This is a genomic window from Streptomyces sp. NPDC005808 (assembly GCF_042871385.1).
GTDB lineage: Bacteria > Actinomycetota > Actinomycetes > Streptomycetales > Streptomycetaceae > Streptomyces.
The window spans coordinates 64,264-89,230 of record NZ_JBIAIK010000007.1 but is presented as its reverse complement, the minus strand read 5'-3'; the positions used below and the strand labels follow the sequence as shown (position 1 = coordinate 89,230).

The 24,967-nt window shown below is 71.5% G+C and carries 20 protein-coding genes; 6 read left to right on the top strand and 14 right to left on the bottom strand.

From position 1 onward, the window contains the following. Positions 1–70: 70 nt before the first annotated feature. Genes ACFYPC_RS17410 through ACFYPC_RS17395 form a run of 4 tightly spaced genes read left to right on the top strand, consistent with a single transcriptional unit; the run spans position 71 to position 3,765 of the window. The gene (locus ACFYPC_RS17410) at positions 71–1,024 is read left to right on the top strand and encodes a basic amino acid ABC transporter substrate-binding protein (protein WP_388676495.1); all 954 of its coding nucleotides are present in this window, start codon (positions 71–73) and stop codon (positions 1,022–1,024) included. Continuing rightward, entirely contained in the window at positions 1,021–1,854 is an 834-nt protein-coding gene (locus tag ACFYPC_RS17405) for an amino acid ABC transporter permease (RefSeq protein WP_388676492.1), read from the top strand. The genes ACFYPC_RS17410 and ACFYPC_RS17405 overlap by 4 nt, the downstream gene beginning before the upstream one ends. Continuing rightward, positions 1,851–2,663, top strand: a complete 813-nt coding sequence (locus ACFYPC_RS17400) for an amino acid ABC transporter ATP-binding protein (RefSeq protein ID WP_388676489.1) — start codon at positions 1,851–1,853, stop codon at positions 2,661–2,663. The genes ACFYPC_RS17405 and ACFYPC_RS17400 overlap by 4 nt, the downstream gene beginning before the upstream one ends. 10 nt (positions 2,664–2,673) lie before the next feature. Continuing rightward, positions 2,674–3,765 (top strand): amidohydrolase family protein, encoded by a 1,092-nt coding sequence (locus ACFYPC_RS17395; RefSeq protein WP_388676485.1) that lies wholly within the window; start codon positions 2,674–2,676, stop codon positions 3,763–3,765. A 189-nt stretch (positions 3,766–3,954) separates the two neighbouring features. On the opposite strand, the gene ACFYPC_RS17390 is transcribed toward ACFYPC_RS17395, so the two are convergent. Continuing rightward, positions 3,955–5,001: a hypothetical protein gene (locus ACFYPC_RS17390; protein WP_388676482.1), complete on the bottom strand. Its 1,047-nt coding sequence runs from the start codon at positions 4,999–5,001 to the stop codon at positions 3,955–3,957. A gap of 375 nt (positions 5,002–5,376) precedes the next feature. Here ACFYPC_RS17390 and ACFYPC_RS17385 point away from each other — a divergent pair, with 375 nt between their 5' ends. Next, positions 5,377–6,324, top strand: coding sequence for an SCO1860 family LAETG-anchored protein (locus tag ACFYPC_RS17385; RefSeq protein WP_388676479.1), 948 nt, complete (start codon positions 5,377–5,379; stop codon positions 6,322–6,324). A 257-nt stretch (positions 6,325–6,581) separates the two neighbouring features. Here ACFYPC_RS17385 and cobC read toward each other — a convergent pair whose 3' ends face one another. Genes cobC through cobM form a run of 6 tightly spaced genes read right to left on the bottom strand, consistent with a single transcriptional unit; the run spans position 6,582 to position 13,082 of the window. Next, positions 6,582–7,682 carry an Rv2231c family pyridoxal phosphate-dependent protein CobC gene (cobC, locus tag ACFYPC_RS17380; protein ID WP_388676476.1) on the bottom strand — a complete coding sequence of 367 codons (1,101 nt, stop codon included), beginning with the start codon at positions 7,680–7,682 and terminating at the stop codon, positions 6,582–6,584. Then, entirely contained in the window at positions 7,660–8,595 is a 936-nt protein-coding gene (locus ACFYPC_RS17375) for a sirohydrochlorin chelatase (protein ID WP_388676473.1), read from the bottom strand. Before ACFYPC_RS17375 ends, cobC begins: the two co-directional genes overlap by 23 nt. Further along, positions 8,592–9,230 carry a precorrin-8X methylmutase gene (locus tag ACFYPC_RS17370; RefSeq protein ID WP_388677274.1) on the bottom strand — a complete coding sequence of 213 codons (639 nt, stop codon included), beginning with the start codon at positions 9,228–9,230 and terminating at the stop codon, positions 8,592–8,594. The genes ACFYPC_RS17375 and ACFYPC_RS17370 overlap by 4 nt, the downstream gene beginning before the upstream one ends. Positions 9,231–9,244: 14 nt before the next feature. Beyond that, complete coding sequence (gene cobJ, locus ACFYPC_RS17365) at positions 9,245–10,945, bottom strand: precorrin-3B C(17)-methyltransferase (RefSeq protein WP_388676470.1); 1,701 nt, start codon at positions 10,943–10,945, stop codon at positions 9,245–9,247. Then, positions 10,942–12,201, bottom strand: coding sequence for a precorrin-6y C5,15-methyltransferase (decarboxylating) subunit CbiE (cbiE, locus tag ACFYPC_RS17360; protein WP_388677271.1), 1,260 nt, complete (start codon positions 12,199–12,201; stop codon positions 10,942–10,944). Before cbiE ends, cobJ begins: the two co-directional genes overlap by 4 nt. Positions 12,202–12,221: 20 nt before the next feature. Further along, a complete protein-coding gene (gene cobM / locus ACFYPC_RS17355; protein WP_388676467.1) occupies positions 12,222–13,082 on the bottom strand; it encodes a precorrin-4 C(11)-methyltransferase in 861 nt (286 codons plus the stop codon). Between the two features lie 220 nt (positions 13,083–13,302). Between cobM and ACFYPC_RS17350 the strand changes: the two genes are divergently transcribed. Continuing rightward, the gene (locus ACFYPC_RS17350) at positions 13,303–14,031 is read left to right on the top strand and encodes a ZIP family metal transporter (protein WP_388676464.1); all 729 of its coding nucleotides are present in this window, start codon (positions 13,303–13,305) and stop codon (positions 14,029–14,031) included. Positions 14,032–14,042: 11 nt separating this feature from the next. On the opposite strand, the gene cobI is transcribed toward ACFYPC_RS17350, so the two are convergent. Genes cobI through ACFYPC_RS17315 form a run of 7 tightly spaced genes read right to left on the bottom strand, consistent with a single transcriptional unit; the run spans position 14,043 to position 24,893 of the window. Next, positions 14,043–14,774 carry a precorrin-2 C(20)-methyltransferase gene (cobI, locus tag ACFYPC_RS17345; protein ID WP_388676461.1) on the bottom strand — a complete coding sequence of 244 codons (732 nt, stop codon included), beginning with the start codon at positions 14,772–14,774 and terminating at the stop codon, positions 14,043–14,045. After that, entirely contained in the window at positions 14,771–16,213 is a 1,443-nt protein-coding gene (locus tag ACFYPC_RS17340) for a cobyrinate a,c-diamide synthase (protein ID WP_388676458.1), read from the bottom strand. The genes cobI and ACFYPC_RS17340 overlap by 4 nt, the downstream gene beginning before the upstream one ends. Next, a complete protein-coding gene (gene cobO, locus ACFYPC_RS17335) occupies positions 16,207–16,806 on the bottom strand; it encodes a cob(I)yrinic acid a,c-diamide adenosyltransferase (protein WP_365428317.1) in 600 nt (199 codons plus the stop codon). Before cobO ends, ACFYPC_RS17340 begins: the two co-directional genes overlap by 7 nt. Beyond that, positions 16,806–18,800 carry a putative cobaltochelatase gene (locus ACFYPC_RS17330; RefSeq protein WP_388676454.1) on the bottom strand — a complete coding sequence of 665 codons (1,995 nt, stop codon included), beginning with the start codon at positions 18,798–18,800 and terminating at the stop codon, positions 16,806–16,808. Before ACFYPC_RS17330 ends, cobO begins: the two co-directional genes overlap by 1 nt. Then, positions 18,797–22,450 carry a cobaltochelatase subunit CobN gene (cobN, locus tag ACFYPC_RS17325; protein ID WP_388676451.1) on the bottom strand — a complete coding sequence of 1,218 codons (3,654 nt, stop codon included), beginning with the start codon at positions 22,448–22,450 and terminating at the stop codon, positions 18,797–18,799. The genes ACFYPC_RS17330 and cobN overlap by 4 nt, the downstream gene beginning before the upstream one ends. Then, the gene (locus tag ACFYPC_RS17320; protein WP_388676448.1) at positions 22,447–23,955 is read right to left on the bottom strand and encodes a cobyric acid synthase; all 1,509 of its coding nucleotides are present in this window, start codon (positions 23,953–23,955) and stop codon (positions 22,447–22,449) included. Before ACFYPC_RS17320 ends, cobN begins: the two co-directional genes overlap by 4 nt. Continuing rightward, on the bottom strand, positions 23,952–24,893 hold the full coding sequence (locus tag ACFYPC_RS17315) for a cobalamin biosynthesis protein (protein WP_388676446.1): 942 nt from the start codon (positions 24,891–24,893) through the stop codon (positions 23,952–23,954). Before ACFYPC_RS17315 ends, ACFYPC_RS17320 begins: the two co-directional genes overlap by 4 nt. Between the last annotated feature and the right edge of the window lie 74 nt (positions 24,894–24,967).

The following is a 24,967-nucleotide window of genomic DNA, read 5'->3' as shown; positions in this document are numbered from 1 at the left end:
TCGGATTGGTTTGAGTACCCCAAACCTTTCCTTATAATCAGAACCCACTGTTCCCCTACAGGAGGTCCCCGTGAACCCGGTCCTCGGACGCCGATCCCGCATTCTGGCCGCCACCACCGCGACGGCTGGGCTGCTGCTCGTGGCCGGCTGCTCCTCGGACGGCGGCGGGGGCTCGACCACCGTCAAGGGCGTCAAGCTCGTCAAGGCGGGACAGCTCACCACCTGCACCCACCTCCCGTACCCGCCCTTCCAGTCGGAGATCGACGGCAAGGTGCAGGGCTTCGACGTCTCGCTGATCGACCTGGTCGCCAAGAACCTGGGTGTGAAGCAGGAGTTCATCGACACGCCCTTCGAGAACTTCAAGACCGGCGCGTTCCTCAACTCCGGCGAGTGCGACCTCGCCGCGGCCGGCATGACGATCACCGACGAGCGCAAGAAGAACGTCGACTTCTCGGACCCGTACTTCGACGCGACGCAGGCCGTCCTCGTCGACAAGAAGAGCGGCATCACCTCCTTCGCCGACCTCAAGGGCAAGAAGGTCGGCACCCAGGCCCAGACGACCGGCGAGGACTACGCCACGAGCCACGGCCTCGACCCCGTCTCCTTCGAGTCCTCCGACGCCGTCCTCAACGGCCTGCGCACCGGCCAGGTCCAGGCCGTCATCATCGACTACCCGGTCGTCCAGGGCTGGCTGAAGGACAAGGCCAACGCGGACGCCTTCCAGGTCGCCGACAACATCAACACCGGTGAGCAGTACGGCTTCTCGGTGAAGAAGGGCAACACCGCGCTCCTGGCCGCCATCAACAAGGCGCTCACGGACGCGAAGGCCGACGGCACGTACAAGACGCTGTACGAGAAGTGGATCGGCCCGTACGACGAGTCCGCGGCCTCACCGTCCCCCTCGGCCTCGGCCTCGGCCTCGGCGTCAGCCTCGCCGTCCGATTCGGCCGCCGTCTCCACGCCGTCCGACTCCGCCACCCCGACAGACGCCGTCTCGGCCTCCGTCTCCGCGTCCGCCTCATGAGTGGTACCGACACCCGACTCCAGCCCCGCAAAAGCGGCCTGACCCGGCGTCAGAAGCGCGCGCTGTCACGCGGCGCCCAGTACGTCGTGTTCGTCGCCGCCGTGATCGCCTTCGCGGTCACGGCCGACTGGGCGCAGCTGAAGAACCAGTTCGCGCAGTGGGACCTCGTCACGCAGATGTTCCCGGACGTCATCACGATGGCGCTGAAGAACACCGTGCTCTACACGATGTCCGGCTTCGTCTTCGGCCTGGTGCTCGGCATGGTCGTGGCCCTGATGCGGCTCTCCCCGGTGGGCCCCTACCGCTGGGTCGCCGGCATCTACATCGAGATCTTCCGCGGCCTGCCCGCCCTGCTGATCTTCGTCTTCGTGGGCGTCGCCGTGCCGCTCGCCTTCCCGGGCACGGAGATCCCCGGCGGCACCTACGGCAAGGTGGCCCTGGCCCTCGGCCTGGTCTCGGCCGCGTACATGGCGGAGACGATCCGCGCGGGCATCCAGGCGGTGCCCAAGGGGCAGATGGAGGCGGCCCGTTCACTGGGCTTCTCGCACACCCGGGCGATGGTCTCGATCATCATCCCGCAGGCGTTCCGCATCGTGATCCCGCCGCTCACCAACGAGCTCGTCCTCCTCTTCAAGGACTCCTCGCTGGTGCTGTTCCTCGGTGTCACGCTGGAGGAGCGCGAACTCACCAAGTTCGGGCGCGACCTGGCGAGCCAGACCGCCAACTCCACGCCGATCCTGGTCGCGGGCCTGTGCTATCTGCTGGTCACGATCCCGCTCGGCTTCGTGGTGCGCCGGCTGGAGACGAAGGCCGGGGAGGCCACCAAGTGAGCACATCCACGACACCAGAGATCCAGGTCAAGGGACTGCACAAGTCCTTCGGCGAGAACGAGGTGCTGCGCGGCATCGACCTGGAGATCGGCGCGGGCGAAGTCGTCTGTGTCATCGGGCCCTCCGGCTCGGGCAAGTCCACTTTGCTGCGCTGCGTGAACCTCCTTGAGGAGCCCACCAAGGGCGAGGTCTTCGTCGGCGGCACCGAGGTCACGCACCCCGATGTCGACATCGACGCCGTACGCCGCCGTATCGGCATGGTCTTCCAGCAGTTCAACCTCTTCCCGCACCTGTCGGTCACCGACAACCTCACGCTGCCGCAGCGCCGGGTGCTGAAGCGGGACAAGGCCGAGGCCGCCCGGATCGCCGCGGAGAACCTGCGGCGGGTGGGCCTGTCCGAGAAGGCCGACGCCTACCCGTCCTCCCTCTCCGGCGGCCAGCAGCAGCGCGTCGCGATCGCCCGCGCGCTGGCCATGGGCCCCGAGGTGATGCTCTTCGACGAGCCGACCTCGGCCCTCGACCCCGAACTCGTCGGCGACGTACTCGCGGTCATGCGGATGCTCGCCGACGAGGGCATGACGATGATGGTCGTCACCCATGAGATGACCTTCGCCCGTGAGGTCGCCGACCGCGTCGTCTTCATGGACGGCGGCGTGATCGTCGAGGAGGGCGCCCCCGCCCAGGTCATCGGCAACCCGAGCCACGAGCGCACCCGCCACTTCCTGTCCCGCCTCCTGGACCCCGCGATGGCGGACGTGGAGGAAGAGGTCTCGGACCAGGTGGGCAAGGGAGACCGGAGCCCCAATTAGGGTGCTGTCCATGAGCGAAGCCACCGTGCTGCAGGTGAGGGGACGGGTTCTCGTCGGACCCGAGGACGTCCGGGACGAGCTGTGGGTCGTCGGCGGCCGGATCTCGTACGAGCGCCCCGTCGGCGCCCGTGACATCCGCACCGTCGACGGCTGGGCCCTGCCCGGCCTGGTCGACGCGCACTGCCACGTCGGGCTCGGCCTGCACGGCTCCGTCCCCGCCGACATCGCCGAGAAGCAGGCGCTGACCGACCGCGAGGCCGGCACTCTGCTGCTCCGGGACGCGGGCTCGCCCTCCGACACCCGCTGGACCGACGACCGCGAAGACCTCCCGAAGATCATCCGCGCGGGCCGCCACATCGCGCGCACCCGCCGCTACATCCGCAACTTCGCGCACGAGATCGAGCCGGAGGACCTCGTGGCCTACGTCGCCCAGGAGGCCCGGCGCGGTGACGGCTGGGTCAAGCTGGTGGGCGACTGGATCGACCGCGACACCGGCGACCTGAGCGCCTGCTGGCCGCGGGACGCCGTCGAGGCCGCGATCGCCGAGGCCCACCGCCTCGGCGCCCGTGTCACCGCGCACTGCTTCGCCGAGGACTCCCTGCGGGACCTGGTCGAGGCCGGGATCGACTGCATCGAGCACGCGACGGGCCTGACCGAGGACACCATCCCGCTCTTCGCCGAGCACGGAGTGGCGATCGTCCCGACCCTCGTCAACATCGCGACCTTCCCGCAGCTCGCCGACGGCGGCGAGGCGAAGTTCCCCCGATGGTCCACGCACATGCGCCAGTTGCACGAACGCCGCTACGACACCGTGCGCGCCGCCCACGACGCCGGAGTCCCCGTGTACGTGGGCACCGACGCGGGCGGTGCGCTGGCCCACGGGCTGGTCGCCGACGAGGTCGCCGAGCTGACGAAGGCGGGCCTCCCGCCGGTCGAGGCGCTGTCGGCCACCACCTGGGGTGCGCGGCGGTGGCTGGGACGCCCTGGGCTGGACGAGGGGGCACCGGCGGACCTCGTGGTGTACGAGGAGGATCCGCGGGCGGACGTACGGGTGCTGGCCGCTCCTCGGCGGATCGTGCTGAACGGCCGGGTCGTGGGTTAGAGCCTCGGACAGGCGTGGGGGGACATGCCCTGAGGCAGAGAGATGCACTCCCCCTCAACGAGGCCGGATCGACCGTTCAGGGACGTGCGGGCCCGTACACGCGGACGGCTTCTCCCTGTCTGTCGGGCGCGTTGGAGAGAGGGAGGACATCGCCCCGGCGTATGCCTTTCGCCCCGGCGTATCCCTTTCTCATTTCTCGTCGTCGAGCAGGACGCGCATGCTGTCGACGGCCCGTACCGCCTGTTCCGATGTACGGCGGCCCAGGCCACAGGCAGTGGCGATGTCCGCGCAGCGGCCGAGTGCTCCTTCCACGAGGGCCCGGACCGCCACCTGGTCGCCGGCCGGCTGCTCCTCGTGTGCGATCCCCGCCACCACCGATACGTCCGCCGGAACCCGCAGCCGGCGGAGCGGCTCGTAGTAGGCGGCGGAGGTGACGGGGGGCCGATCGCCGCCGGACAGCGGGAGGTGGACGAACTCCAGCGGCCGGTCCCGGGGCCAGCGGCGCACCAGAGCGTTGGCCAGGACCACCTGGGGAGCGGCCGACGACGGCATTTTCAAGGCGCGGTGGCCGAGATCTCCGAGGCACAGGTGGACGCCGAAGCGGCTGCCCCGTGGTGCCTTCGCGACCTGGCTGGTCACCAGGCGCGCCATCAGCCGGGCCAGCAGCGGACGCAGCGGGCGGGGCGCCGACACCACGGCGATGAGGGCGGCGGGCACCTCCAGCTGGAAGACCACGGCGTCGCCTGCCGCGCGGTGGACGTCCGCAATCTGCCCGGCCGTCGCGTCGCGGAACGCGCGGGCGTGGCGGAAGACACCGACCGGTCCGAAGATGAACAGGGCCATGTCGAGGTAGCCCGGTACGCCGACCTGAAGGGGCAGGCCCGCGGATGCCGGGGTGCCGAGGGCGTCCAACGCGGCCAGCTCCTCCCGCGCGTACTCGCCCAGCCGCATCGGGATGTCGCCGGCCGTGAGGCGGCTGCCGCGTTCGACCTTCAGCCGGTCCGTGTCGTCGTAGCCGGTCCACTCACCGTCCTGCACGGTACGGATCTGCGGCAGCCCCTTGAGGGCCTTGACCAGCGGCACGAACCACTGCAGTCGCGGTCCGGTCTCCCCGCCGGACAGACGCCGCACGCGTCCCGCCAGCTCGTGCTGCTGCCAGCGGAACGCGGACGTGGCGTCTGCGAACTGCGGCAGGCTGCCCACGAAGTGCAGACGACGTCGGTCGGTGGAAGCCACCTGGGAACGCTCCTGGTGTCGTGATGATCGTCGAAAAGAGAGACGGCCGGATCACCGTAGGACATCGTGCGGCACACACTTCCGGCCACCCCCCTCGGCGCACGCACAGGAGGCGATCGCACAGCGCTCTGGTTGACAGAGCGTGACGGGACGATGGGCTGATTCGTTGTGCACTCCGTCCTGCGCGCCCGCCGTCGACCGGTGTGTTCGGGCAAGGCGGTCCCACGGGTCACTATGGCGAACAGCCGTGTCCTGTGATTCGAAGAAATGTGCGGAATCTGCACGTTGGAGTGAAGTCACGCCGGATTGCTGACCGTTCACTCTCAGTGCGTAATTCTTGCCGGGTCCCGAGCTATCTCTTAGGGGGTCCCACCCTTGTACAGCAACAACCTGCCCATGCCCGTACGCCGTTGTGCCGTCGCGTCCGTACGTCGTTGTGCCGTCGGCGCCGCGGCCACCGTCCTCGCCGCCGGTCCCGTGGCGCTGGCCGGAGCGGTGCCCGCGCACGCGACCGACGACACGGCCGAGCAGGGCCGCGCGAGCGCCGTCGTACTGCGCACCGGGCTCGACGTGTCCCTGCTCAACAAGACGGTGAACGTCCCGCTCGCCGTCTCCCTCAACGAGGTCCAGGCGCCGCAGAGCGCCGAGAAGGCCGCGCTCACCGCCCGCCTGGACGGCGTCGACGGCGGAAAGGCGTTCACCGTGCTGGGCGCGGAGGTCGCCACCGCGAGGGCGACGGTGTCCGCCGCGAAGGCCGAGGGGTACACCAACCTCGCGCACGCGAAGGTCCATGTCCCCGGGCTTCCGCTGCTCTCCCTCATCGAGGTCGAGTCGGTCACCTCGAGGGCGACCTGCGAGGCGGGCAAGAAGCCCGTCGCCACCTCGAATCTGCTGGGCGCGGTCACGGTGCTCGGCAAGAAGGTGACGGTGTCCGCCGGCGGGCCGACCGTGGTGGACGTGCCCGGCATCGGAGAGGTCCGGCTCGACCTCTCCAAGACCCGGACCACATCCCGTACGGCAGCCGCCTCCGCGCTCGAACTCACGGTGTCCATCAACCCGTTGAAGCTGAACGTGGCCGAGGTGGAGGGAACGCTGACCCTGGCCAAGGCGACGTGCGAGGCGCCGGCCGTGCCGACGGCTCCCGAAAAGACGACGGCCCCCGAAAAGCCGGTGGCCGACGTGAAGCCGCAGGGGGCACCCGCGGAGGCGGAGCTCGCCGAGACCGGCGGTGGGTCGATGACGCCGTACGTGGTGGGTGGGGCGGCTGTGCTGCTTGCGGTGGGTGGGGGAGCGGTGGTGGCGGGACGGCGTAGTCGGGGGTGACGGGGGAGGGTTTCTTCGCCCCCTCCGCCCCTGCCCGTCCCTTGTTCCTGGGGGCTGCCGCCCCCAGCCCCCGCTTCGGCCTGAACGGCCTCGTCCGTCCTCAAACGCCGGACGGGCTGAAACGGGGGCAGCCCCTAAGGCTGGGACGGGCAGGGGCGGCGGGGGCGAGAAACCCGGCCTCAATCCCCGGCCTCAATCCCCGGCCTCAATCCCCGGCCTCAATCCCCGGCCTCAATCCCCGGCCTCAATCCCCGGCCTCAACCCCCAACCGCCGTCACCGCCCGATCCAGCGCCTGCAGAAACCCGTTGACCGTCACCCGGTCCCGAACCGCCACCCGGATCCACTCCTCACCCAGTCCGGGAAAGGTGTCCCCCCGCCGCACGGCGAAGCCGAGCCCTCGGAGCTGACGCCGCACGGCAGCCGCCCGCGGCAGCCGGACAAGCACGAACGGCCCCTCCGCAGGCTCCACCACCCGCACCCCGTCCGACTCGAACTCCTTGAGCCCGGCCACCAGATGGGCCCGATCCGTCGCGACCCGCCGCGCCGCCTGGGCGGCCTCCGCCAGCGCCCGGGAGGACACGCACGCCGACGCCGCGGCGAGCGCGGGCGTGGACACCGGCCACAGCGGCTGCGCGCGCTCCAGCTCCACTACCGTCTCGGGCGCGGCGAGGACGTAGCCGATACGAAGCCCGGCCAGCCCCCACGTCTTCGTGAGGCTGCGCAGCACCACGAGGCCGGGCACGTCCGTCCGCCCGGCGAGCGCCTCGCGCTCGTCCGGCACGGCGTCCATGAACGCCTCGTCGACGACCAACGTCCGCCAGGGCCGGGCGAGTCCGGCGACCAGGCCGGCCGGATGCAGCACGGACGTCGGATTGGTCGGGTTCCCGATCACGACGAGATCCGCGTCCTCGGGAACAGCCGCCGGGTCCAGCCGGAAGCCGTCCTCCGCGCGGAGCAGGACGCGGTCGACGGAGTGTCCGGCGTCCCGCAGCGCCGCCTCCGGTTCCGTGAACTGCGGGTGCACGACCACGGGCCGGCGCACCTTCAGGGCACGTGCGAGCAGCACGAACGCCTCGGCGGCACCCGCCGTGAGCAGCACGCGCTCGACGGGCAGCCCGTGCCGCGCCGCCACAGCCGCCCGCGCGTCCCGCCCGTCGGGGTAGGCGGCCAGCCCGGTCAGCGAGGTGGCGATCCGCTCGCGCAACCATTCCGGAGGCGTGTCCGCGCGGACGTTCACGGCGAGATCGATGAGCGTCGAACCGTCGTCGCGCACCTCGGCGTCCCCGTGATGACGCAGATCGTGCCCATCACCCAGGCCCGCCGAGGGCGCCCCCTCAGTGGGCGTGGGCGTGGGCATGGCCGTCATGGTGTCCGTGGTGTCCGTGGTGGTGGTCACCGTCGTCGTCGGGGTGGAAGTGCGGCTGCTGGGGCAGACCGACCTTGTCCTCGAAGCCGGGCAGCGCGATGCGGTACACGCAGGAGTCGCAGTTCATCCGCAGGTCCCCCTGCACGGCCTCGCGGTAGCGCTCCATGACCAGGTCGAGCAACTCCGGCTCGGGGCCGATGACATCGGCGGAGCGCACCTCGACGTCCGGGTGCGCGGCCGCCCAGCCCTCGGTCTGCCGGCGCACCCGGTCCGGCAGGATGCCGGTGAAGAGGAAGTAGGGCAGGACGACGATCCGGCGCGCCCCCAGCTTCACGCAGCGGTCGAGGCCGGACGGCACGTCGGGCGCGGCCAGCGACACGAACGCCGTCTCGACGCCCGCGTACCCCCGGCCCTCCCACAGCAGCCGCGCTGCCTTGAGCACCTCGGCGTTGGCGTCCGGGTCGGTGGAGCCGCGCCCCACCAGCAGCACGGTCACATCGGCGCGGTCCTGGGGCGTCCGGGAAGCGGAGCCGAGGGCCTCGTCGAGCCGCCGCTCAAGGACGGTGAGGAGCGCGGGGTGCGGGCCCAGCGGACGCCCATAGGTGTACGAGATCCCGGGGTGCCGCTCCTTCTCACGGGTCAGCGCCGCCGGGATGTCCCCCTTGGCGTGCCCGGCGGAGACCAGCATCAGCGGTACGGCGGCGAAACGTCGTACCCCCTGCTCGACCAGTTCGGTCACGGCGTCACCCAGCGGCGGCGGGGACAGCTCGATGAAGCCGCCCGCGACGGGCAGCTCGGGGTTGCGTCGCCCCAACTCCCGTACGAAGGCGCGGAAGGCATCGGCACCGGCCTCGTCCCGGGTGCCGTGTCCGGCGATGAGCAGGGCGGGGGGCGGGGTGGTCACGATTTCTCCTCAGGAACAGATACAGAAACAGGCTCCGAGCCGGTAACAGAAACAGGCTCAGAAACAGAAACAGGTTGGTACAGCAGGGCGTTGAGCGCCGCCGCGGCTACCGCGGAGCCGCCCTTCTCGGACACGTTGCTGACGGCGGGCAGCCCGCTCGCGCGCAGCGCGGCCTTGGACTCGGCCGCACCGACGAAACCGACGGGCAGACCGATGACGAGCGCCGGATCGGCGTCCAGGGTGAGCAGTTCCTCCAGAGCGGTCGGCGCGCAGCCGATCACCCAGAGCGCGCCGGGCCCGACCTCCTCGTACGCGAGCCGGATCGCGTGCGCCGAACGGGTCAGCCCAGGACCGGACCTGGCGTCCTTGAGGCGACAGACCGTCTCGCGGCGGGTGATGCCCGCCGCGACCATCTCGACGTCGACGACGACGGGCGCCCCGGCGTGCAGCGCGGTATGCCCGCGCTCCAGGGCACGTTCGTCGACGACGAGATCGTCCGCGTACTCCAGGTCGGCCGCGGAGTGGATGACCCGTTCCACGACCGCTCGTGTCAGCGGCGGGAGGTGCGAGGTGTCCAGACGCGTGCGCAGCCGCCGGAAGGACTCCTGCTCGATGGGGTGCACCACACGGGTCACCCCGGTCGTAGCGCTCACTGGGCCTCCTCCTGCCAGCGGTAGCCGCGCGGCGTCACCATGCGGCCGGCGATCTCACGGGTCGCCGTGTTGCCCACGGTCACCACGGTCATCATGTCCACCGTCGCCGGGTCGAGCCCCGAGAGGGTGGTGAGGCGGCTGGACTCGTCGGGGCGGGAGGCGTTCCGTACGACACCCACCGGCGTCGTCGGTTCCCGGTGCTCGGCGAGGACCGCCAGCGCCTTCGGAAGCTGCCAGTCACGGCCTCGGCTGCGCGGGTTGTAGAACGTCACGACGATGTCGGCCTCGGCCGCCGCCCGTACCCGCCGTTCGATGATCTCCCACGGCGTGTGCAGATCGGAGAGGCTGATCGACACGTGGTCGTGCCCGAGCGGCGCGCCCAGGATCGCCCCCGCGGCCAGCGCGGCGGTCACCCCGGGCACCCCGACCACGTCGATGTCGTCGGACGCCTCGGCCAGCGCGGGCGACGCCATCGCGTACACCCCCGCGTCCCCGCTGCCGATCAGCGCGACGGCCTGCCCGCGCCGGGCCTCCTCGACCGCGGTACGCGCCCGCTCCTCCTCGGCGCCGAGTCCCGACTCCAGGACGCGGGTTCCCGGCCGCAGCAGATCGCGGATCTGGTCGACGTACTGGTCGAGCCCGACGAGCACGGACGCCCGCCGCAGCTCCGCCTTCGCGCGCGGCGTCAGCAGGTCACGGGCGCCGGGCCCGAGCCCGACCACCGCGAGCCTGCCGCGTGCGGCCCGGCGTACCACCGCACAGGTCGCCATCGCCGGCCGCCCGTCCGCACGGACCGACTTCCGCTTGGGGACGAGGAGTTCACCGCCGCCCGCGAGCGCCGCGGCCTCGGCAACCGAGGGAGTGCCGACCGCGGCGAGCGGCGCGTCCGAGGGGTTCGGCACGTCGACCCTCGCCAACTCCTCGGCGCTGTACGTCACCACGGGCACCCCGAGCCGCTCCGCGGCTCCGACGATGCCGGGCTCCTGCGCCTTGGCGTCGACGGTGGCGAACCCGGCGACGGACTTCACCGACACCCCCGCGTCCAGCAGGGCGGCTTCGACGAGCCCGAGGACCTCGTCGACGGGTGCGCCCCTGGAGGCACCGACACCGACGACGAGGGAGGGCGGACGAAGGACCACCTCACGGTCGGCGGGTTCAACAGCGCGGTCACTGAGGCGGATCGTGTACTCGCCCCGCGCCGCGAGCGGCAGTGGCGGCAGCGGCCATGCCAACTCGGCGTGCAGAGCGACGGGTTCACCGTCGAGCAGGGCCCGGGTGACGCCGGCGACATCCCCCTCCACGGGGAAACCGAGCATGTCGAGCCCCGGCATCCCCACCGCATCGGTCGCTGTGGTCACCACGGGCTCGGCCCCGAGCAACTCACCCACCTCGCGGGCGAGTTCATTGGCGCCCCCGGCATGCCCGCCGACCAGCGACACGGCGAACCGGCCCGCCTCGTCGACGCACACGACCCCCGGGTCGGATGCCTTGTCGTTCAACAGCGGTGCGATCAGCCGCACCACCGCCCCGGTGGCGAGAAAGCAGACCACCTGGTCGCACTCGGCGAACGCCCGCCGCACGGCGTCCCCGACGGACCCGACGGACCCGTCGTACACCCGCGCACGCGTGGGCCACGCCGCGGCCAGCCGGTCACGGCCGGCCGTACCCGCCGCCGTGGCGGAAATCAGGCCGATCACTGGGGGACTCCTTCGGTACGAGCCGGAGGCCGGACGCCCCACAGCAGGAAAACGGGATTGGTGGCCGAGAGCCGGTCGACGCCACCGGGCAGCGGCGCGAGCCGGGACGACTGCAACAGCACGCCCTCGCAGTCGAACCCGGCACCGGTGAGCGCGTCCCGTGCCGCGGGCACCCGGTCGAGGGCGGCCATGGCGACCACGACGGCCCGCCGTGCCCGCCGCGCGCAGGCCGTGACTATGGCGGGCAGTTCGCGCCCGCCGCCGCCGATGAACACCGCGTCCGGATCGTCCAGATCGGACAGCACGGTCGGAGCAGCCCCGTGTACGACGTGCACGTCCACGCCGTGCGCCTCGGCGTTGGCGCGGACGCGCTCGCAGCCGTCCAGCGTCTTCTCGACGGCGGTGACGGCGGCGCCGAACCGCGCGCACTCGACGGCGACGGAGCCGGAGCCCGCACCGATGTCCCAGATCAGCTCGCCGAGCCGCGGACCGATCCGGGCCAGTGCGAGCGCCCGTACCTCGAACTTGCTGATCATCGAGTCGCGGTGGGCGAACTCCCGCTCGTCCAGGGCCCATTGGGCGGGACCGGCGGAAGGCCCGGCGACGGTCCGCACGGGGGCGAGGGCGCGTGACTCGTCCAGGCACAGGACGACGCTCACCGCCGTACCCCAGTCACGGACGGCGGCCTGGGCGGGCGTGACCCGCTCCACGCGCTCGTGCTCGGGGTCTCCCAGGGCGCTCGCGACGACGAGGACGCGTTCCCGGGAGTGGTAGGCGAGCGCGGCGCCCAGTTCGGCGGGCCCGGAGCCGGGACCGGTCAGCACGGCCACCTTCGGCCGGGACCGGCAGACGTTGACGGCCGTACGCAGCTCGCGACCGTGGGCGCTGACCACCACGGCGTCGTCCCAGGGCAACCCGACGCGGGCAAAGGCGGTGGCGACGGACGAGACACCGGGCCGGACGTCCAGCCGCTCCGCGCCGAAGCGTTCGGCCAGCGCCCGCACGATCCCGAAGAACCCGGGATCACCGGAGGCGAGCACGACGACCGGGCCGGGCTTGTCCACCTTGTTCACATATTGTTCGATCACGTCGAGCGCGGGCGCGAGCGGACCGAGCACGATCTGCTCCGCTCCCTCCGGCAGCCGTGCCGCCGCCAGATGTCGCCGGGCCCCGACGACGAGCCCGGCTTCGGCGAGGGCGGACTCCGCATCGGGAGGCAACGGCGCCCCCGTACCCGTACCGACGACGGTGATCACACCTGTGCCCGCAGTAGTGGTCACGACGGACTGCCCTTCCGAGCCGCGCCCCGAGCCGCGCCCCGAGCCGCACTGCGCTCCGCACGCAGCTCCGCCCGCGCCCGCGGGTCGGCCTTGCGGAACTCGTGGAAGTGACCGGGGTGGTAGAGGTGCGAGCGCGTGCCGCTCGCATCCAGCGCCGGGCCGACCAGGAAGAGGGTGTGCTTCCAGAGCTTGTGCTCCTTCACGGTCTCCTCCAGCGTCTCGATCGTGCACCTGACGAGCAGTTCCTCCGGCCAGGTCACCTGGTACGCCACCACGACCGGGGTGGACGTCGGATAGCCGCCCTCCAGCAGCTCGCGCACGAGCTGGCCGCTGCGCGCCGCCGACAGGAACAGCGCCATGGTCGTCCCGTGCCGGGCGAACTCCCGTACCTCCTCACCCGGTGGCATCGGCGTCTTGCCGCCGCCGAGCCGGGTGAGGATCACGGACTGCGCGACCTCGGGAATCGTCAGCTCGCGCTGGGCGAGCGCGGCCACGGCGGAGAAGGAGGAGACGCCCGGGATGATCTCGGTCTCGACCCCGATGTCCGCACACCGGTCGAGCTGCTCCTGCGTACCGCCCCACAGCGCGGGGTCGCCGGAGTGAATGCGGGCCACCTTCAGGCCGTGCTCGGCGGCCCGTTCGTACACGGCCACCACGTCCTCCAGCGACATCGTCGCCGAATCCAGGATCTCCGCGCCCGCACGCGCGTGGTCGAGGACCTCCGCCTGCACCAGGCTGGCCGCCCAGATCACCACATCGGCCTCGGCGATGGCGCGCGCGGCGCGGAACGTCAGCAGGTCGGCGGCGCCGGGCCCTGCCCCGACGATGGTCACCTTGCCGATGGGGGCGTCGGCCATGGGGTGGAGTCCTCTCCTACGGAACATGCGGAACATGCGGAACATGCGGAACATGCGGAACATGCGGAACATGCGGAACATGCGGGATGTGCGGGAGTTGCAGAACGTGCGGGATATCGGTGCGCTCGAACGGTGGGTGCGTGACGAAACTTCAGGGCGTACCCGCGGACACGGGCCCGCGGAGGTGCGTGAACGGTGGTTGATCGGATAGCAAGGGCTTATGGCGGTCCTCGTCGCGCTCGGCGCGTTCCTGATGACACTGGCCGGCGGCTGGACGGCACAGCGGGTGACCGACCGCCGTCATCTGGTCCTGGGCCTGGCCGGTGGCCTGATGCTCGGCGTGGTCGGCCTGGATCTGCTGCCGGAGGCGCTGCACGCGGCGGGCGAGGAGGTCTTCGGCGTACCGGCCGCGCTGCTGCTGTTCGTGGCCGGGTTCCTGCTGGCCCACCTGGTGGAACGCCTGCTGGCGGCACGGCAGGCGGCGCACGGCGGCGAGGAGAAGGGCGGCCGGGCGCCCGAGGTGGGCCTGACGGCGGCCGCGGCGATGGTCGGCCACAGCGTGATGGACGGTGTGGCGATCGGCGCGGCCTTCCAGGTCGGCGGCGGAATGGGCCTGGCCGTGGCCCTCGCCGTGGTCGCCCATGACTTCGCGGACGGCTTCAACACGTACACGATCACCAGCCTGTACGGGAACGATCGCCGCAAGGCGATCATGATGCTCGTCGCCGACGCGGCGGCCCCGGTGGTCGGCGCCGCCTCGACGCTCTTCGTCACCATCCCGGAGCAACTGCTCGGCTGCTATCTCGGCCTCTTCGGCGGCGTACTCCTCTATCTCGCCGCCGCCGAGATCCTCCCCGAGGCACACCACGAACACCCCGCCCGCTCGACCCTGCTGTGCACGGTCGCGGGCGCGGGCTTCATCTGGCTGGTGGTAGGCCTCGCGGGCTGAGGAACCGCTTGTCATAGTTTCCCGCCGCGCCCGCTCTCGCGCCGCGCGGGCGCGATGAGCGTGGAGAGGTAGGGCAGGGGTCCGCCGTCGAGTTCGGCCGCGGGCCGGATCGACTCGCTCTCCAGGCCGAGCGCGGACCCCCACACGGCGTCGTCGAGCCGCCCGGTCTCGCGCAGCGCCTCGGCCACTTCCGCGGCCTGCCGCCCGAACTTGTACGCGACGACGGTGCCCGGCCCGTTGAGAGCGTCCTTGAGGACAGCGGCCCCGGCCGTCACCGGCACGAGGGTGAGCGGCTCGGTCCCTTCGGCGAGCACGGCTCCCGACCGCGCGGCGAGATCCTGCATGGCGGTGATACCGGGCACGGTCTCGACGACGGTGCCGGGCACGAGCCCCGCGATGGTCTGCGCGAGATAGGTGAAGGTGGAGTACACGTTGGGATCGCCGATGGTGGCGAAGGCGACGACGGCGTGTGCACCCAGCAGCCCGGCCACCCGCTCCCCGGCCGCGTCCCAGGCAGCCTCCCGCCGCCCCCGGTCCGTCCGCTCGTTGAGCGCGAACACGACCCGTACGACCTTCTCCTCGGGCACGTAGTGCAGGACGGTGGCCTCGGCCCGCCCCCGCTCTCCGGTATCCATCACGGGTACGACGACGACCTCGGCGGTGCGCAGGGCGTTGACGCCCTTGACGGTCACCAGCTCCGGGTCACCGGGCCCGACGCCGACTCCGATCAGCTTGCTGCTCATGACGTCAGGCACCTCTCCACGAACCGACGGGCGACACCGGGCTCGGACGCCCAGTGCGTGTGCAGATAACTCGCGTGCACACCGTGTTGTACGAAACCTTCGACCCGCTTCTGGGGAGTCCGCACACCCCAGGCGGGAGCCGCCCCGGCGCCGGGTTCGACGACAGTCCGGTGGAACTCGTGCCCGCGCATCCGCGTCCCGGCCACGGCGAGCACACTGTCCGACACGGCGACGGCGTCCCGGTATCCGAGGGTCAGCCGCTCGTCCATCCGGGCCTTGGCGTCGATGACCCCGCACATCGGCTGCCCGTCGAGCTCACGCGACAGATACAACAGCCCGGCACACTCGGCGGCGACCGGCGCCCCACTCTCGGCGAGCGCGGCAACAGCCTTCCGCAAGGGCTCATTGGCAGACAGCTCAGGCGCGAACACCTCGGGAAATCCACCCCCGATGACCAACCCGCCCACCCCTTCGGGCAGTTGCTCATCACGCAGGGGATCAAAGGTGACGACTTCGGCCCCGGCGGCGGTGAGCAACTCGGCGTGTTCGGCGTAGGAGAAGGTGAAGGCAGGTCCCCCAGCCAGGGCAATGATTTTCAGCCCGTCCGGCGTTTGAGGACGAGGCCGTCCAGGCCGATACGGGGGTCTGGGGGCGGAGCCCCCAGATTCGGGAACGGGAAGGGGCGGAGGGGGCGAAACACCCACAACCTCAGCCGCATCCCAAGCCGCACCCGACAACGCGGGAGCACTGCGCGCCAACGCGAGCAACGCCCCGAGATCACACCCCTCCCGCACCTGCGAGGCCATCGCGGCAACCGCCGAAACGGCCTCCGCCCCCCGCTCGGCGACCGGCACCAGCCCAAGATGCCGAGAAGGCGTCTCCACCTGAGGCGCGCGCCGCAAGACCCCGAACACGGGAACCCCCGCCTCGTCGAGAGCCTCCCGCAGCATCCCCTCGTGCCGCACGGACCCCACCTTGTTGAGGATCACCCCCGCCACCCGTACCTCGGGATCCCACGAAGCGAACCCGTGCACGAGCGCGGCCACGGACCGAGCCTGCGACGACGCATCGACAACAAGCACCACAGGCGCCCGCAACAACTTCGCGACATGAGCGGTGGAGGCCAACTCCCCTTCCCCCGCGGCCCCGTCGAACAGCCCCATCACACCCTCGACAACAGCGAGATCGCACCCCCGGGCCCCGTGCCCGAACAACGGCGCGACCAACTCCGCCCCACACAGATACGCGTCGAGATTCCGCCCGACGCGCCCGGTGGCGAGTGCGTGATACCCGGGATCGATGTAGTCGGGCCCCACCTTGTGCGGAGACACGGCAAGCCCCCGCGAGGCGAACGCGGCCATCAGCCCCGTGGCAACGGTGGTCTTGCCGCTGCCCGAGGAAGGCGCGGCAATGACCAGCCGAGGAACGGAAATCACCACTCGATGCCCCTCTGGCCCTTCTGGCCGGCGTCCATCGGATGCTTGACCTTGGACATGTCGGTCACCAGGTCGGCGAACTCCACCAGCTTCTCGGGAGCGTTGCGCCCGGTGATCACCACATGCTGGGTCCCGGGCCGGTCGCGCAGCACACCCACGACCTCGTCGACATCGATCCAGCCCCAGTGCATGGGGTAGGCGAACTCGTCGAGGACGTACAGCTGGTACGTCTCGGCGGCCAGGTCCCTCTTGACCTGCTCCCACCCCTCGCGGGCCTTCTCCTCGTTGTCCATCTGGGAGTCGCGCTGCACCCAGGACCAGCCCTCGCCCATCTTGTGCCAGTCGACGGTCCCGCCCTCGCCGCTGGCGCCGAGCACCCGCAGCGCGTTCTCCTCGCCGACCTTCCACTTCGCCGACTTGACGAACTGGAACACCCCGATGGGCCAGCCCTGGTTCCAGGCGCGCAGGGCGAGCCCGAACGCGGCCGTCGACTTGCCCTTCCCCACGCCCGTGTGCACCACGACAAGCGGCCGGTTCCGCCGCTGCCGTGTCGTCAGCCCGTCCTCCGGTACGACACTCGGCTGTCCCTGCGGCACTACGCGGCCCTCCTGTTGTTGCCCTGCACGTCCCTGACAAGACCGGCGATGGAGTCGGCCCGCAACTCGTCCAGGGTCACCGCGGTGCCCCCCAGCTCCACGGCGAGCTGCCCGGCGAGACCCAGCCGCACAGCCCCCGCCTCACAGTCCACGACCACGGACGCCACCGAGTCGGCCGCGAACAGCCGCGCCGCACGCCCGGCGAGCGCCACCGGCTCCGGACCTCCGGTGGCCCGCCCGTCCGTCACCAGGACGACCAACGGCCGCCGCGCGGCATCCCGCAGCCGCTCGACCCGCAGCACGTCATGCGCCTTGAGCAGACCTGCCGCGAGCGGCGTCCGGCCACCCGTCGGCAGCGACTCCAGCCGGGCCGCCGCCGCGTCCACCGAAGAGGTGGGCGGCAACGCGACCTCCGCCGCGGACCCCCGGAAGGTCACGAGCCCCACCTTGTCCCGCCGCTGATACGCGTCGAGCAGCAGTGACAGCACCGCACCCTTCACGGAACTCATCCGCTGCCGGGCCGCCATCGACCCGGAGGCGTCCACCACGAAGAGCACGAGGTTCCCCTCGCGCCCCTCCCGGGTGGCCTGCCGCAGATCGTCCCGCCGTACGACAAGACCGCGCCCCGACCGTCCGCGCGCCAGCTGATGCGGAGCCGCCGCCTGCACGGTCGCCGCCAAGTGGAGCTTGGTGAGCGCCCCTTGGGGCCGCCGCGATCCGGTCGTCCGCCCGTGCTCGGTCCGCGCCCGCGAACGGCGCCCGGCGGCACCTTCGCCCAGCCCCGGCACGCTCAGCACCTTGGTACGAAAGGGCTCGGCGGCCCGTACGGGTGCCTGCTCGCCGCCGCCCTGAGGCTGCCCACCCTCACCGGGCTCGGCCTGGGCAGGAGCGTCACCCGGCGCGGAACCGTCGTCAGGCCCGTCCTGCGGAGGCTGCCCGCCCCCACCGGGCCCGTCCGGATCCGGATCGGGGTCCTCGTCGGATCCCCCGAACTCCTCCAGCGTCTCGTCGAGCTTGTCCTCGTCAAGTCCCGGAGCGTCGAAGGGATTTCGCCGACGCCGGTGCGGCAGCGCGAGCAGCGCCGCCTGCCGGACATCCTCCGGGAGCACCTCGGTGCGCCCGGCCCAGGCGGCCAGCGCGGTCGCCGTCCGCGCCATCACGATGTCGGCGCGCATACCGTCCACCTCGAAGGCCGCGCAGGTCGCCGCGATCTGCCGCAGCGCCCCGTCCCCGAGATGCACGGACGGCAGCAGCTCACGCGCCGCCACGATCCGCGCCCGTACGGCGGACTCCTCGTCCGCCCACCGTGCCGCGAAGCCGTCCGGGTCGTCGTCGTAGGCGAGCCTCCTGCGCACCACCTCGACCCGCTGGTCGGGCTCCCGGGAGGCGGCGACCTCGACGGTCAGCCCGAAGCGGTCGAGCAACTGCGGCCGTAGTTCCCCCTCTTCGGGGTTCATGGTCCCGACGAGCAGGAAACGGGCGGCATGCCGTACGGAGACACCCTCGCGCTCGACGTAGGAGGCACCCATCGCGGCCGCGTCAAGGAGTAGGTCGACCAGGTGGTCGTGGAGCAGGTTGACCTCGTCGACGTAGAGAATCCCGCGGTGCGCGTCGGCCAGCAGCCCCGGCTCGAAGGCCTTCACGCCCTCCGCGAGCGCCCGTTCGATGTCGAGGGCGCCCACGAGCCGGTCCTCGGAGGCACCGACGGGCAGTTCAACCATCCGGGCGGGACGCTTCGTACCGGGGCCGACCTCGTGCGGCCCGTCCGGGCAGGCGGGGTCGGGGGAGGCCGGCGCACACGAGAACCGGCACCCGGCGACGATGTCGACCTCGGGGATGAGCACCGAAAGGGCGCGTACGGCAGTGGACTTGGCGGTGCCCTTCTCGCCGCGCACGAGCACGCCGCCCACCGCGGGCGACACGGCGTTCAGCAGCAGCGCGAGCCGCAGGTCGTCCTGGCCGACAACGGCCGTGAACGGAAAGGGAGTACTCACTGGTCGTCGCCCTCCAAGTCGCCTTCGAGCTCCAGATAGGTGGCGCGCAGCCGCTCCAGCGTCTGTGCGTCCGGCTCCGCCCACAGCCCCCGGTCGGCGGCCTCAAGCAGCCGTTCGGTGATCCCGCGCAGCGCCCAGGGGTTGGACTTCTTCATGAAGTCCCGGTTCTCGGGGTCGAAGACGTACTCCGCGCTGAGCTTCTCGTACATCCAGTCGTCCACGACCCCGGCCGTCGCGTCGTACCCGAAGAGGTAGTCGACGGTCGCCGCCATCTCGAAGGCGCCCTTGTAGCCGTGCCGTCGCATCGCCGCCATCCAGCGGGGGTTGACGACCCGGGCGCGGAACACGCGGTGCGTCTCCTCGCCCAGCGTGCGGGTCTTCACCTGGTCGGGCGTGGCGGAGTCACCGACATACGCCTCGGGGCTGGTGCCCGTCAGATGGCGCACCATGGCGACCATGCCGCCGTGGTACTGGAAGTAGTCGTCCGCGTCGACGAGGTCGTGCTCGCGGGTGTCGACGTTCTTGGCGGCGACGGCGATGCGCCTGAACGCGGTCTCCATGTCGCCGCGCGCCGCCCGTCCGTCGAGCCCGCGCCCGTAGGCGTAGCCGCCCCACACCGCGTACACCTCGGCGAGGTCGGCGTCCGAGCGCCAGGTCCGCGCGTCGATGAGCGGCAGCAGCCCGGCCCCGTACGCGCCCGGCTTCGACCCGAAGATACGAGCCGTCGCGCGCCGCCGGTCCCCGTGCTCGGCGGTGTCCTCGTCGGCGTGCTTGCGTACGTAGTTGCCTTCCGCGGGCTCGTCCAGCTCGGCCACCGCGCGCACCGCGTCGTCGATGAGACCGACGACGTGCGGGAACGCGTCCCGGAAGAAGCCGGAGATACGGACGGTGACATCGATGCGCGGCCGGCCCAGTTCCTGGAGGCCCACGATCTCGAAGCCGGTCACGCGACGGGAGGCGTCGTCCCACACCGGGCGGCAGCCGAGCAGTGCGAGGATCTCCGCGATGTCGTCGCCCTGGGTGCGCATGGCCGAGGTGCCCCAGACCGTGAGGCCGACGGACGTCGGGTATGCGCCGGTGTCGTTCAGGTAGCGCTGGATCAGCGAGTCCGCCAGCGCCTGTCCGACCTCCCAACTCAGCCTGGACGGGATCGCCTTGGGGTCGACGGAGTAGAAGTTGCGGCCGGTCGGCAGGACGTTGACGAGTCCGCGCGTCGGGGACCCGGAGGGGCCCGCCGGGACGAAACCGCCGTCGAGCGCCTTGAGGATGTGGCTGATCTCGTCGGTCGTCTTCGCGAGCCGGGGCACGACCTCGTCGCAGGCGAACTCCAACACCGCGACGGCGTCCGGGAGCTCGGTGCCCACGACCTCACGCACGAGAGCGGGGACGGCCGCCGCAACCCAGCCGCGTTCCTCCATGCCCTCCGCGAACCGGCGGCACAGCTGCTCAAGGAGGTCGATGGCGTCGGCGCCCGTCCGCGCGGGTCCCTCGACCAGCGAGGTCAGCCCGTCCGGCACCTTCACCGGCGCACCCGGCTCGCCCAGCAACTCCTTCTCCACCAGCCCGAAATGCTCGGCGAGGCAGGCCCGCAGACCGGGCAGTGCGTTTGCTGTGCCGCCCCACACCTGCGAGGCCCGCAGTACGGCAAGCACGAGGTTCACCCGCGGCTCGGCCTCCGGGCCGCCGCCGAGAATGTGCAGCCCGTCCCTGATCTGCACGTCCTTGATCTCGCACAGATAGCCGTCGATGTGCATGACGAACGAGTCGAAGTCGTCGTCGCCCGGCTGGTCGTCGACATGCAGGTCGTGGTGCAGCTCGGCCGCCTTGACCAGCGTCCAGATCTGCGCACGCACCGCCGGGGCCTTCGTCGGGTCCAGGTCGGACACGAGCGCGTACTCGTCGAGGAGCTGCTCCAGCTTCGCCAGATCGCCGTACGTGTCCGCGCGTGCCATCGGCGGTACGAGGTGGTCGACGACCGTGGCGTGCCCGCGCCGCTTGGCCTGGGTGCCCTCGCCGGGGTCGTTGACGATGAAGGGGTAGATGAGGGGGAGTTCACCGAGTACGGCGTCGGGCGCGCAGCCGCCGCTGAGGCCGAGTCCCTTGCCGGGCAGCCACTCCATCGTGCCGTGCTTGCCCATGTGGACGATCGCGTCGGCGCCGAATGAATTCTCCAGCCACCTGTATGCCGCCATGTAGTGGTGCGAGGGCGGCATGTCCGGGTCGTGGTAGATCGCGATCGGGTTCTCGCCGAAGCCGCGCGGCGGCTGGATCATCACGACGACGTTCCCGAACTGGAGGGAGGCCAGCACGATGTCGTCGCCGTCGATGTACAGGTTGCCCGGCGGCTCGCCCCACGCCTCGACCATCCCGTTGCGCAACTCGGGGTCGAGCTTGTCGAACCAGGCCCGGTAGTCGGCCAGCGGCACGCGTGCGGGGGCCGAGGCGAGCTGCTCCTCGGTCAGCCACTCGACGTCGTGGCCGCCCGCCGCGATCAGGCGGTGGATCAACTCGTCGCCGTTGTCCGGGTATTCGGTCAGCGCGTACCCGGCGCCCTTCAGCGCGTCGAGCACTCGCACCGCCGAAGCGGGCGTGTCGAGACCTACCGCGTTGCCGACCCGGGAGTGCTTGGTCGGGTAGGCGGTGAAGACGAGCGCGAGCTTCTTGTCCTTGTTCGGCTTGTGCTTCAGCCGGGCATGGCGCACAGCGATTCCGGCCACGCGCGCGGCCCGCTCGGGGTTGGCGACGTACACCGGGACGTCGTCGGGGCCCTGCTCCTTGAAGGAGAACGGCACGGTGATGAGCCGCCCGTCGAACTCCGGGATCGCGACCTGCATCGCCGCGTCCATGGGGGAGAGGGCGGCGTCCGACGCCTCCCACGCGGCATGTGAGGAGGTGAGGCAGAGCCCTTGCAGGACAGGGATGTCGAGGTCGGCGAGCGCCCCGATGTCCCACGCTTCCTCGTCACCGCCCGCGGACGCCTGCGAGGCGTGGGTGCCGCCGGCTGCGAGTACGGTGGCGACCAGTGTGTCGGCCTTGGCGAGGATCTCGTAGAGCCCCGCGTCGGCGTCACGAAGCGAACCGCAGTACACGGGAAGGGCGTTGGCGTCCCGCGCCTCGATCGCGTCGCACAGCGTGTCGACGAAGGCGGTGTTGCCGGACAGCTCGTGCGCCCGGTAGAAAAGCACGCCGATCGTCGGACGGCCCTCGACGAACACCCGCTCACCGTGGACGCCGAACTCGGCCGTCTTCCGCGGCTCTTCGAAGCCCTCGCCGGTGAGCAGCACGGTGTCGGAGAGGAAGCGGGCCAGCTCGGTCAGGTTGTCCGGGCCGCCCTCCACGAGATAGCGCAGCGCCTCGGCGACCACACCGGCCGGCACGGACGACTCGGCCATCAACTCGGCGTCGGGGACGGCCTCCCCGCCCAGCAGCACGGTCGGAATGCCGGACGACTTGAGGAAAGCGAGCCCGTCCTCCCAGGCCCGCTTCCCGCCAAGCAGCCGTACGACGGCGACATCCGCGCCCCGGACCAGCTCGGGGAGTTCAGCGGCGACATCCACCCTGGTGGGATTGCCGATCCGGTACGCGGTGCCGGAGGCCCGGGCCGCCAGCAGATCCGTGTCGGCGGTCGACAACAACAACACTGTGCTCATGCGGGCGCTCCCGGTGGAATGAAAGGCAGTCCTGACGGCGCGCCCGACTCGATGAGCCGCCACAGCGCGTCCGTATCCGCGTGTTCCTCGATCAGATCGCCGAGCAGATCCAGCTGCTCCTCGCGCAGTGCCGCGAACGACGTGCCGGCGGCCGGTACGAAGCGACGCCCCGCGGCGGCCGCCACCTCGCGCAGGAAGGCGCGCCGGAACCCGTCCGACTCCAGCGAGCCGTGCCAGTGCGTACCCCAGACCTCGCCGACCCGGCAGCCGTCCAAGAAGGCGTCCCCGCCGGTGACCTGGGCGACGCCGTGATGGATCTCGTACCCCTCGACGTGTTCCCCGAGGGCCTCTCCGACGGGCCGCGTGAGCGTCTTCTCCCGCGCGAACCGCACCCGCACGGGAAGCAGCCCGAGCCCGTCGACATGACCTGCCCGCGACTCGACCTCGTCCTCGATGTGCTCGCCGAGGAGCTGGAAACCGCCGCAGATACCGAGCACCGGCCGCCCCTCGGCGGCCCGTCGCGCGATCGCGTCCGCGAGCCCGCGCTCCCGCAGCCACTCCAGTGCCTTCACCGTCCCCCGGGTCCCGGGTACGACGACCAGGTCCGCGTCGGCCAGTTCCTCGGCCCGGTCCACGAAGCGCACGACGACACCCGGTTCGGCGGCCAGCGCGTCCACGTCCGTGAAGTTGGACATCAGGGGGACGGCGCAGACGGCGACCCGCAGGATGTCCTCGCCGACGGGCGCGGCGACCGCGGACTCCCGGACGGCGCCCCTCAGCGAGACCGCCATTCCGTCCTCCTCGTCGATCCCGAGGCCGTGCCGGAAGGGCAGCACGCCGTAACTGGGCCGCCCGGTGAGCCCGTGGAGCATGTCGAGCCCCGGTTCCAACAGGGAGACATCCCCGCGGAACTTGTTCACCAGAAACCCGGCGACGAGTTCCTGGTCCTCGCGCGACAGCAGCGCGACGGTCCCGAAGAAGGACGCGAAGACACCCCCACGATCGATGTCGCCCACGACAAGCACGGGCAGTCGCGCATTCCGCGCGATCCCCATGTTCACGATGTCCGTCCGCCGCAGATTGATCTCGGCGGGACTCCCCGCCCCCTCGCAGATCACCGCGTCATACGTGCCCCGCAACTCGGCGAGGCACTCCAGTACGGTCCCCAGGAGTGCTTCCTGCCGTCCACCGTGGTAGCCGCGAGCGCTCATCTCGCCCACGGGCTTCCCCATGAGCACGACCTGACTGCTCCGGTCGCTGCCCGGCTTGAGGAGCACGGGGTTCATGAGCGCGGTCGGCTCCACACGGGCGGCCTGCGCCTGCATCGCCTGGGCCCGCCCGATCTCGGCGCCCTCCCGCGTCACGAACGAGTTCAGCGACATGTTCTGCGCCTTGAACGGCGCGACCTTGACGCCCTGCCGCACCAGCCACCGGCAGATCCCGGCGGTCACGACGCTCTTGCCCGCGTCGGAGGTGGTCCCGGCGACCAGCAGCCCGCCGCTCACCAGGCACGCCCCTTCGTGAGGAGCCGCCCGGCGACGCACGCACCGAGCGCGAGCCAGCTCACGCGCCGAGAGAGCCGTACGGCCCGCTCGATGTCACCGACCACCACGGCACGCCCCCCGCCGTTGAGTACGGGCCGGTGCTCGACTCTCCCGCCGTACGCGAGGGTCCCGCCGAGCCGTACACCGAGCGCCCCCGCGAAAGAGGCCTCCACGGGCCCGGCGTTCGGGCTCGGATGCTTGCAGGCGTCCACCCGCCAGGCCCGCAGGGCGCCCCGCGGATCGTCCCCGGCAGCGGTGGCGAGGGCGGCGGTCAGCCGCGCCCCCGGCCAGCCCGCGACATCGTCGAGCCGCGCGGACGCCCAGCCGTAGCGCCGGTACCTGGGGGACCTGTGCCCGACCATCGCGTCGAGCGTGTTCACGGCGCGGAACCCGACCAGACCGGGCACACCGCCCACAGCCCCCCACACAAGAGCGCCCACCACGGCATCGGAGGTGTTCTCGGCGACGGACTCGACGACGGCCCGCGCGATCCCGTCCGCGTCGAGCGCCTGCGGATCCCGCCCGCACAGATGCGGCAGCCGCTCCCGGGCCACTTCGACATCACCGGCTTCGAGCGCGCTCCCGATCGCCCGGGCCTCCCGGCCGAGGGAGGTTCCCCCGACGACGGCCCAAGTGGCGGCGGCGGTCAGCGCGATGGAGGCGGTACGGGATCCACGTACGCAATGACTCGCGAGCGCCGCGAGCCCGGTGGCACCGCCCACGCACACGGCCGTGTGCAGCGCGCCCCACCCGCGGTGGTCCCGCCACAGCACCCGCTCCACGGCTCCCGCGGCCCGCCCGAACGCGGCGACCGGATGTCCGCGGCGGGGATCGCCGAGCAGCAGGTCACCGAGGAGGCCGGCGGCGGCGCCGTACGCGAAGACGCGATCGGCACGCACCGGTTCAGCCGACCGTCAGGTCAGGCACAACTGTCGTTCGCAGGGCACTTGGGCAGCCGCGCATGGCGATATGT

Excerpts from the sequence above, each read along its gene's own strand:
- cobM (WP_388676467.1), bottom strand. The coding sequence starts at position 13,082 with ATGGCCGACGCCCCCATCGGCAAGGTGACCATCGTCGGGGCAGGGCCC.
- cobN (WP_388676451.1), bottom strand. The coding sequence starts at position 22,450 with ATGAGCACAGTGTTGTTGTTGTCGACCGCCGACACGGATCTGCTGGCG.
- ACFYPC_RS17405 (WP_388676492.1), top strand. The coding sequence starts at position 1,021 with ATGAGTGGTACCGACACCCGACTCCAGCCCCGCAAAAGCGGCCTGACC.
- ACFYPC_RS17395 (WP_388676485.1), top strand. The coding sequence starts at position 2,674 with ATGAGCGAAGCCACCGTGCTGCAGGTGAGGGGACGGGTTCTCGTCGGA.
- cobI (WP_388676461.1), bottom strand. The coding sequence starts at position 14,774 with ATGAGCAGCAAGCTGATCGGAGTCGGCGTCGGGCCCGGTGACCCGGAG.
- cobC (WP_388676476.1), bottom strand. The coding sequence starts at position 7,682 with ATGCCCACGCCCACGCCCACTGAGGGGGCGCCCTCGGCGGGCCTGGGT.
- ACFYPC_RS17350 (WP_388676464.1), top strand. The coding sequence starts at position 13,303 with ATGGCGGTCCTCGTCGCGCTCGGCGCGTTCCTGATGACACTGGCCGGC.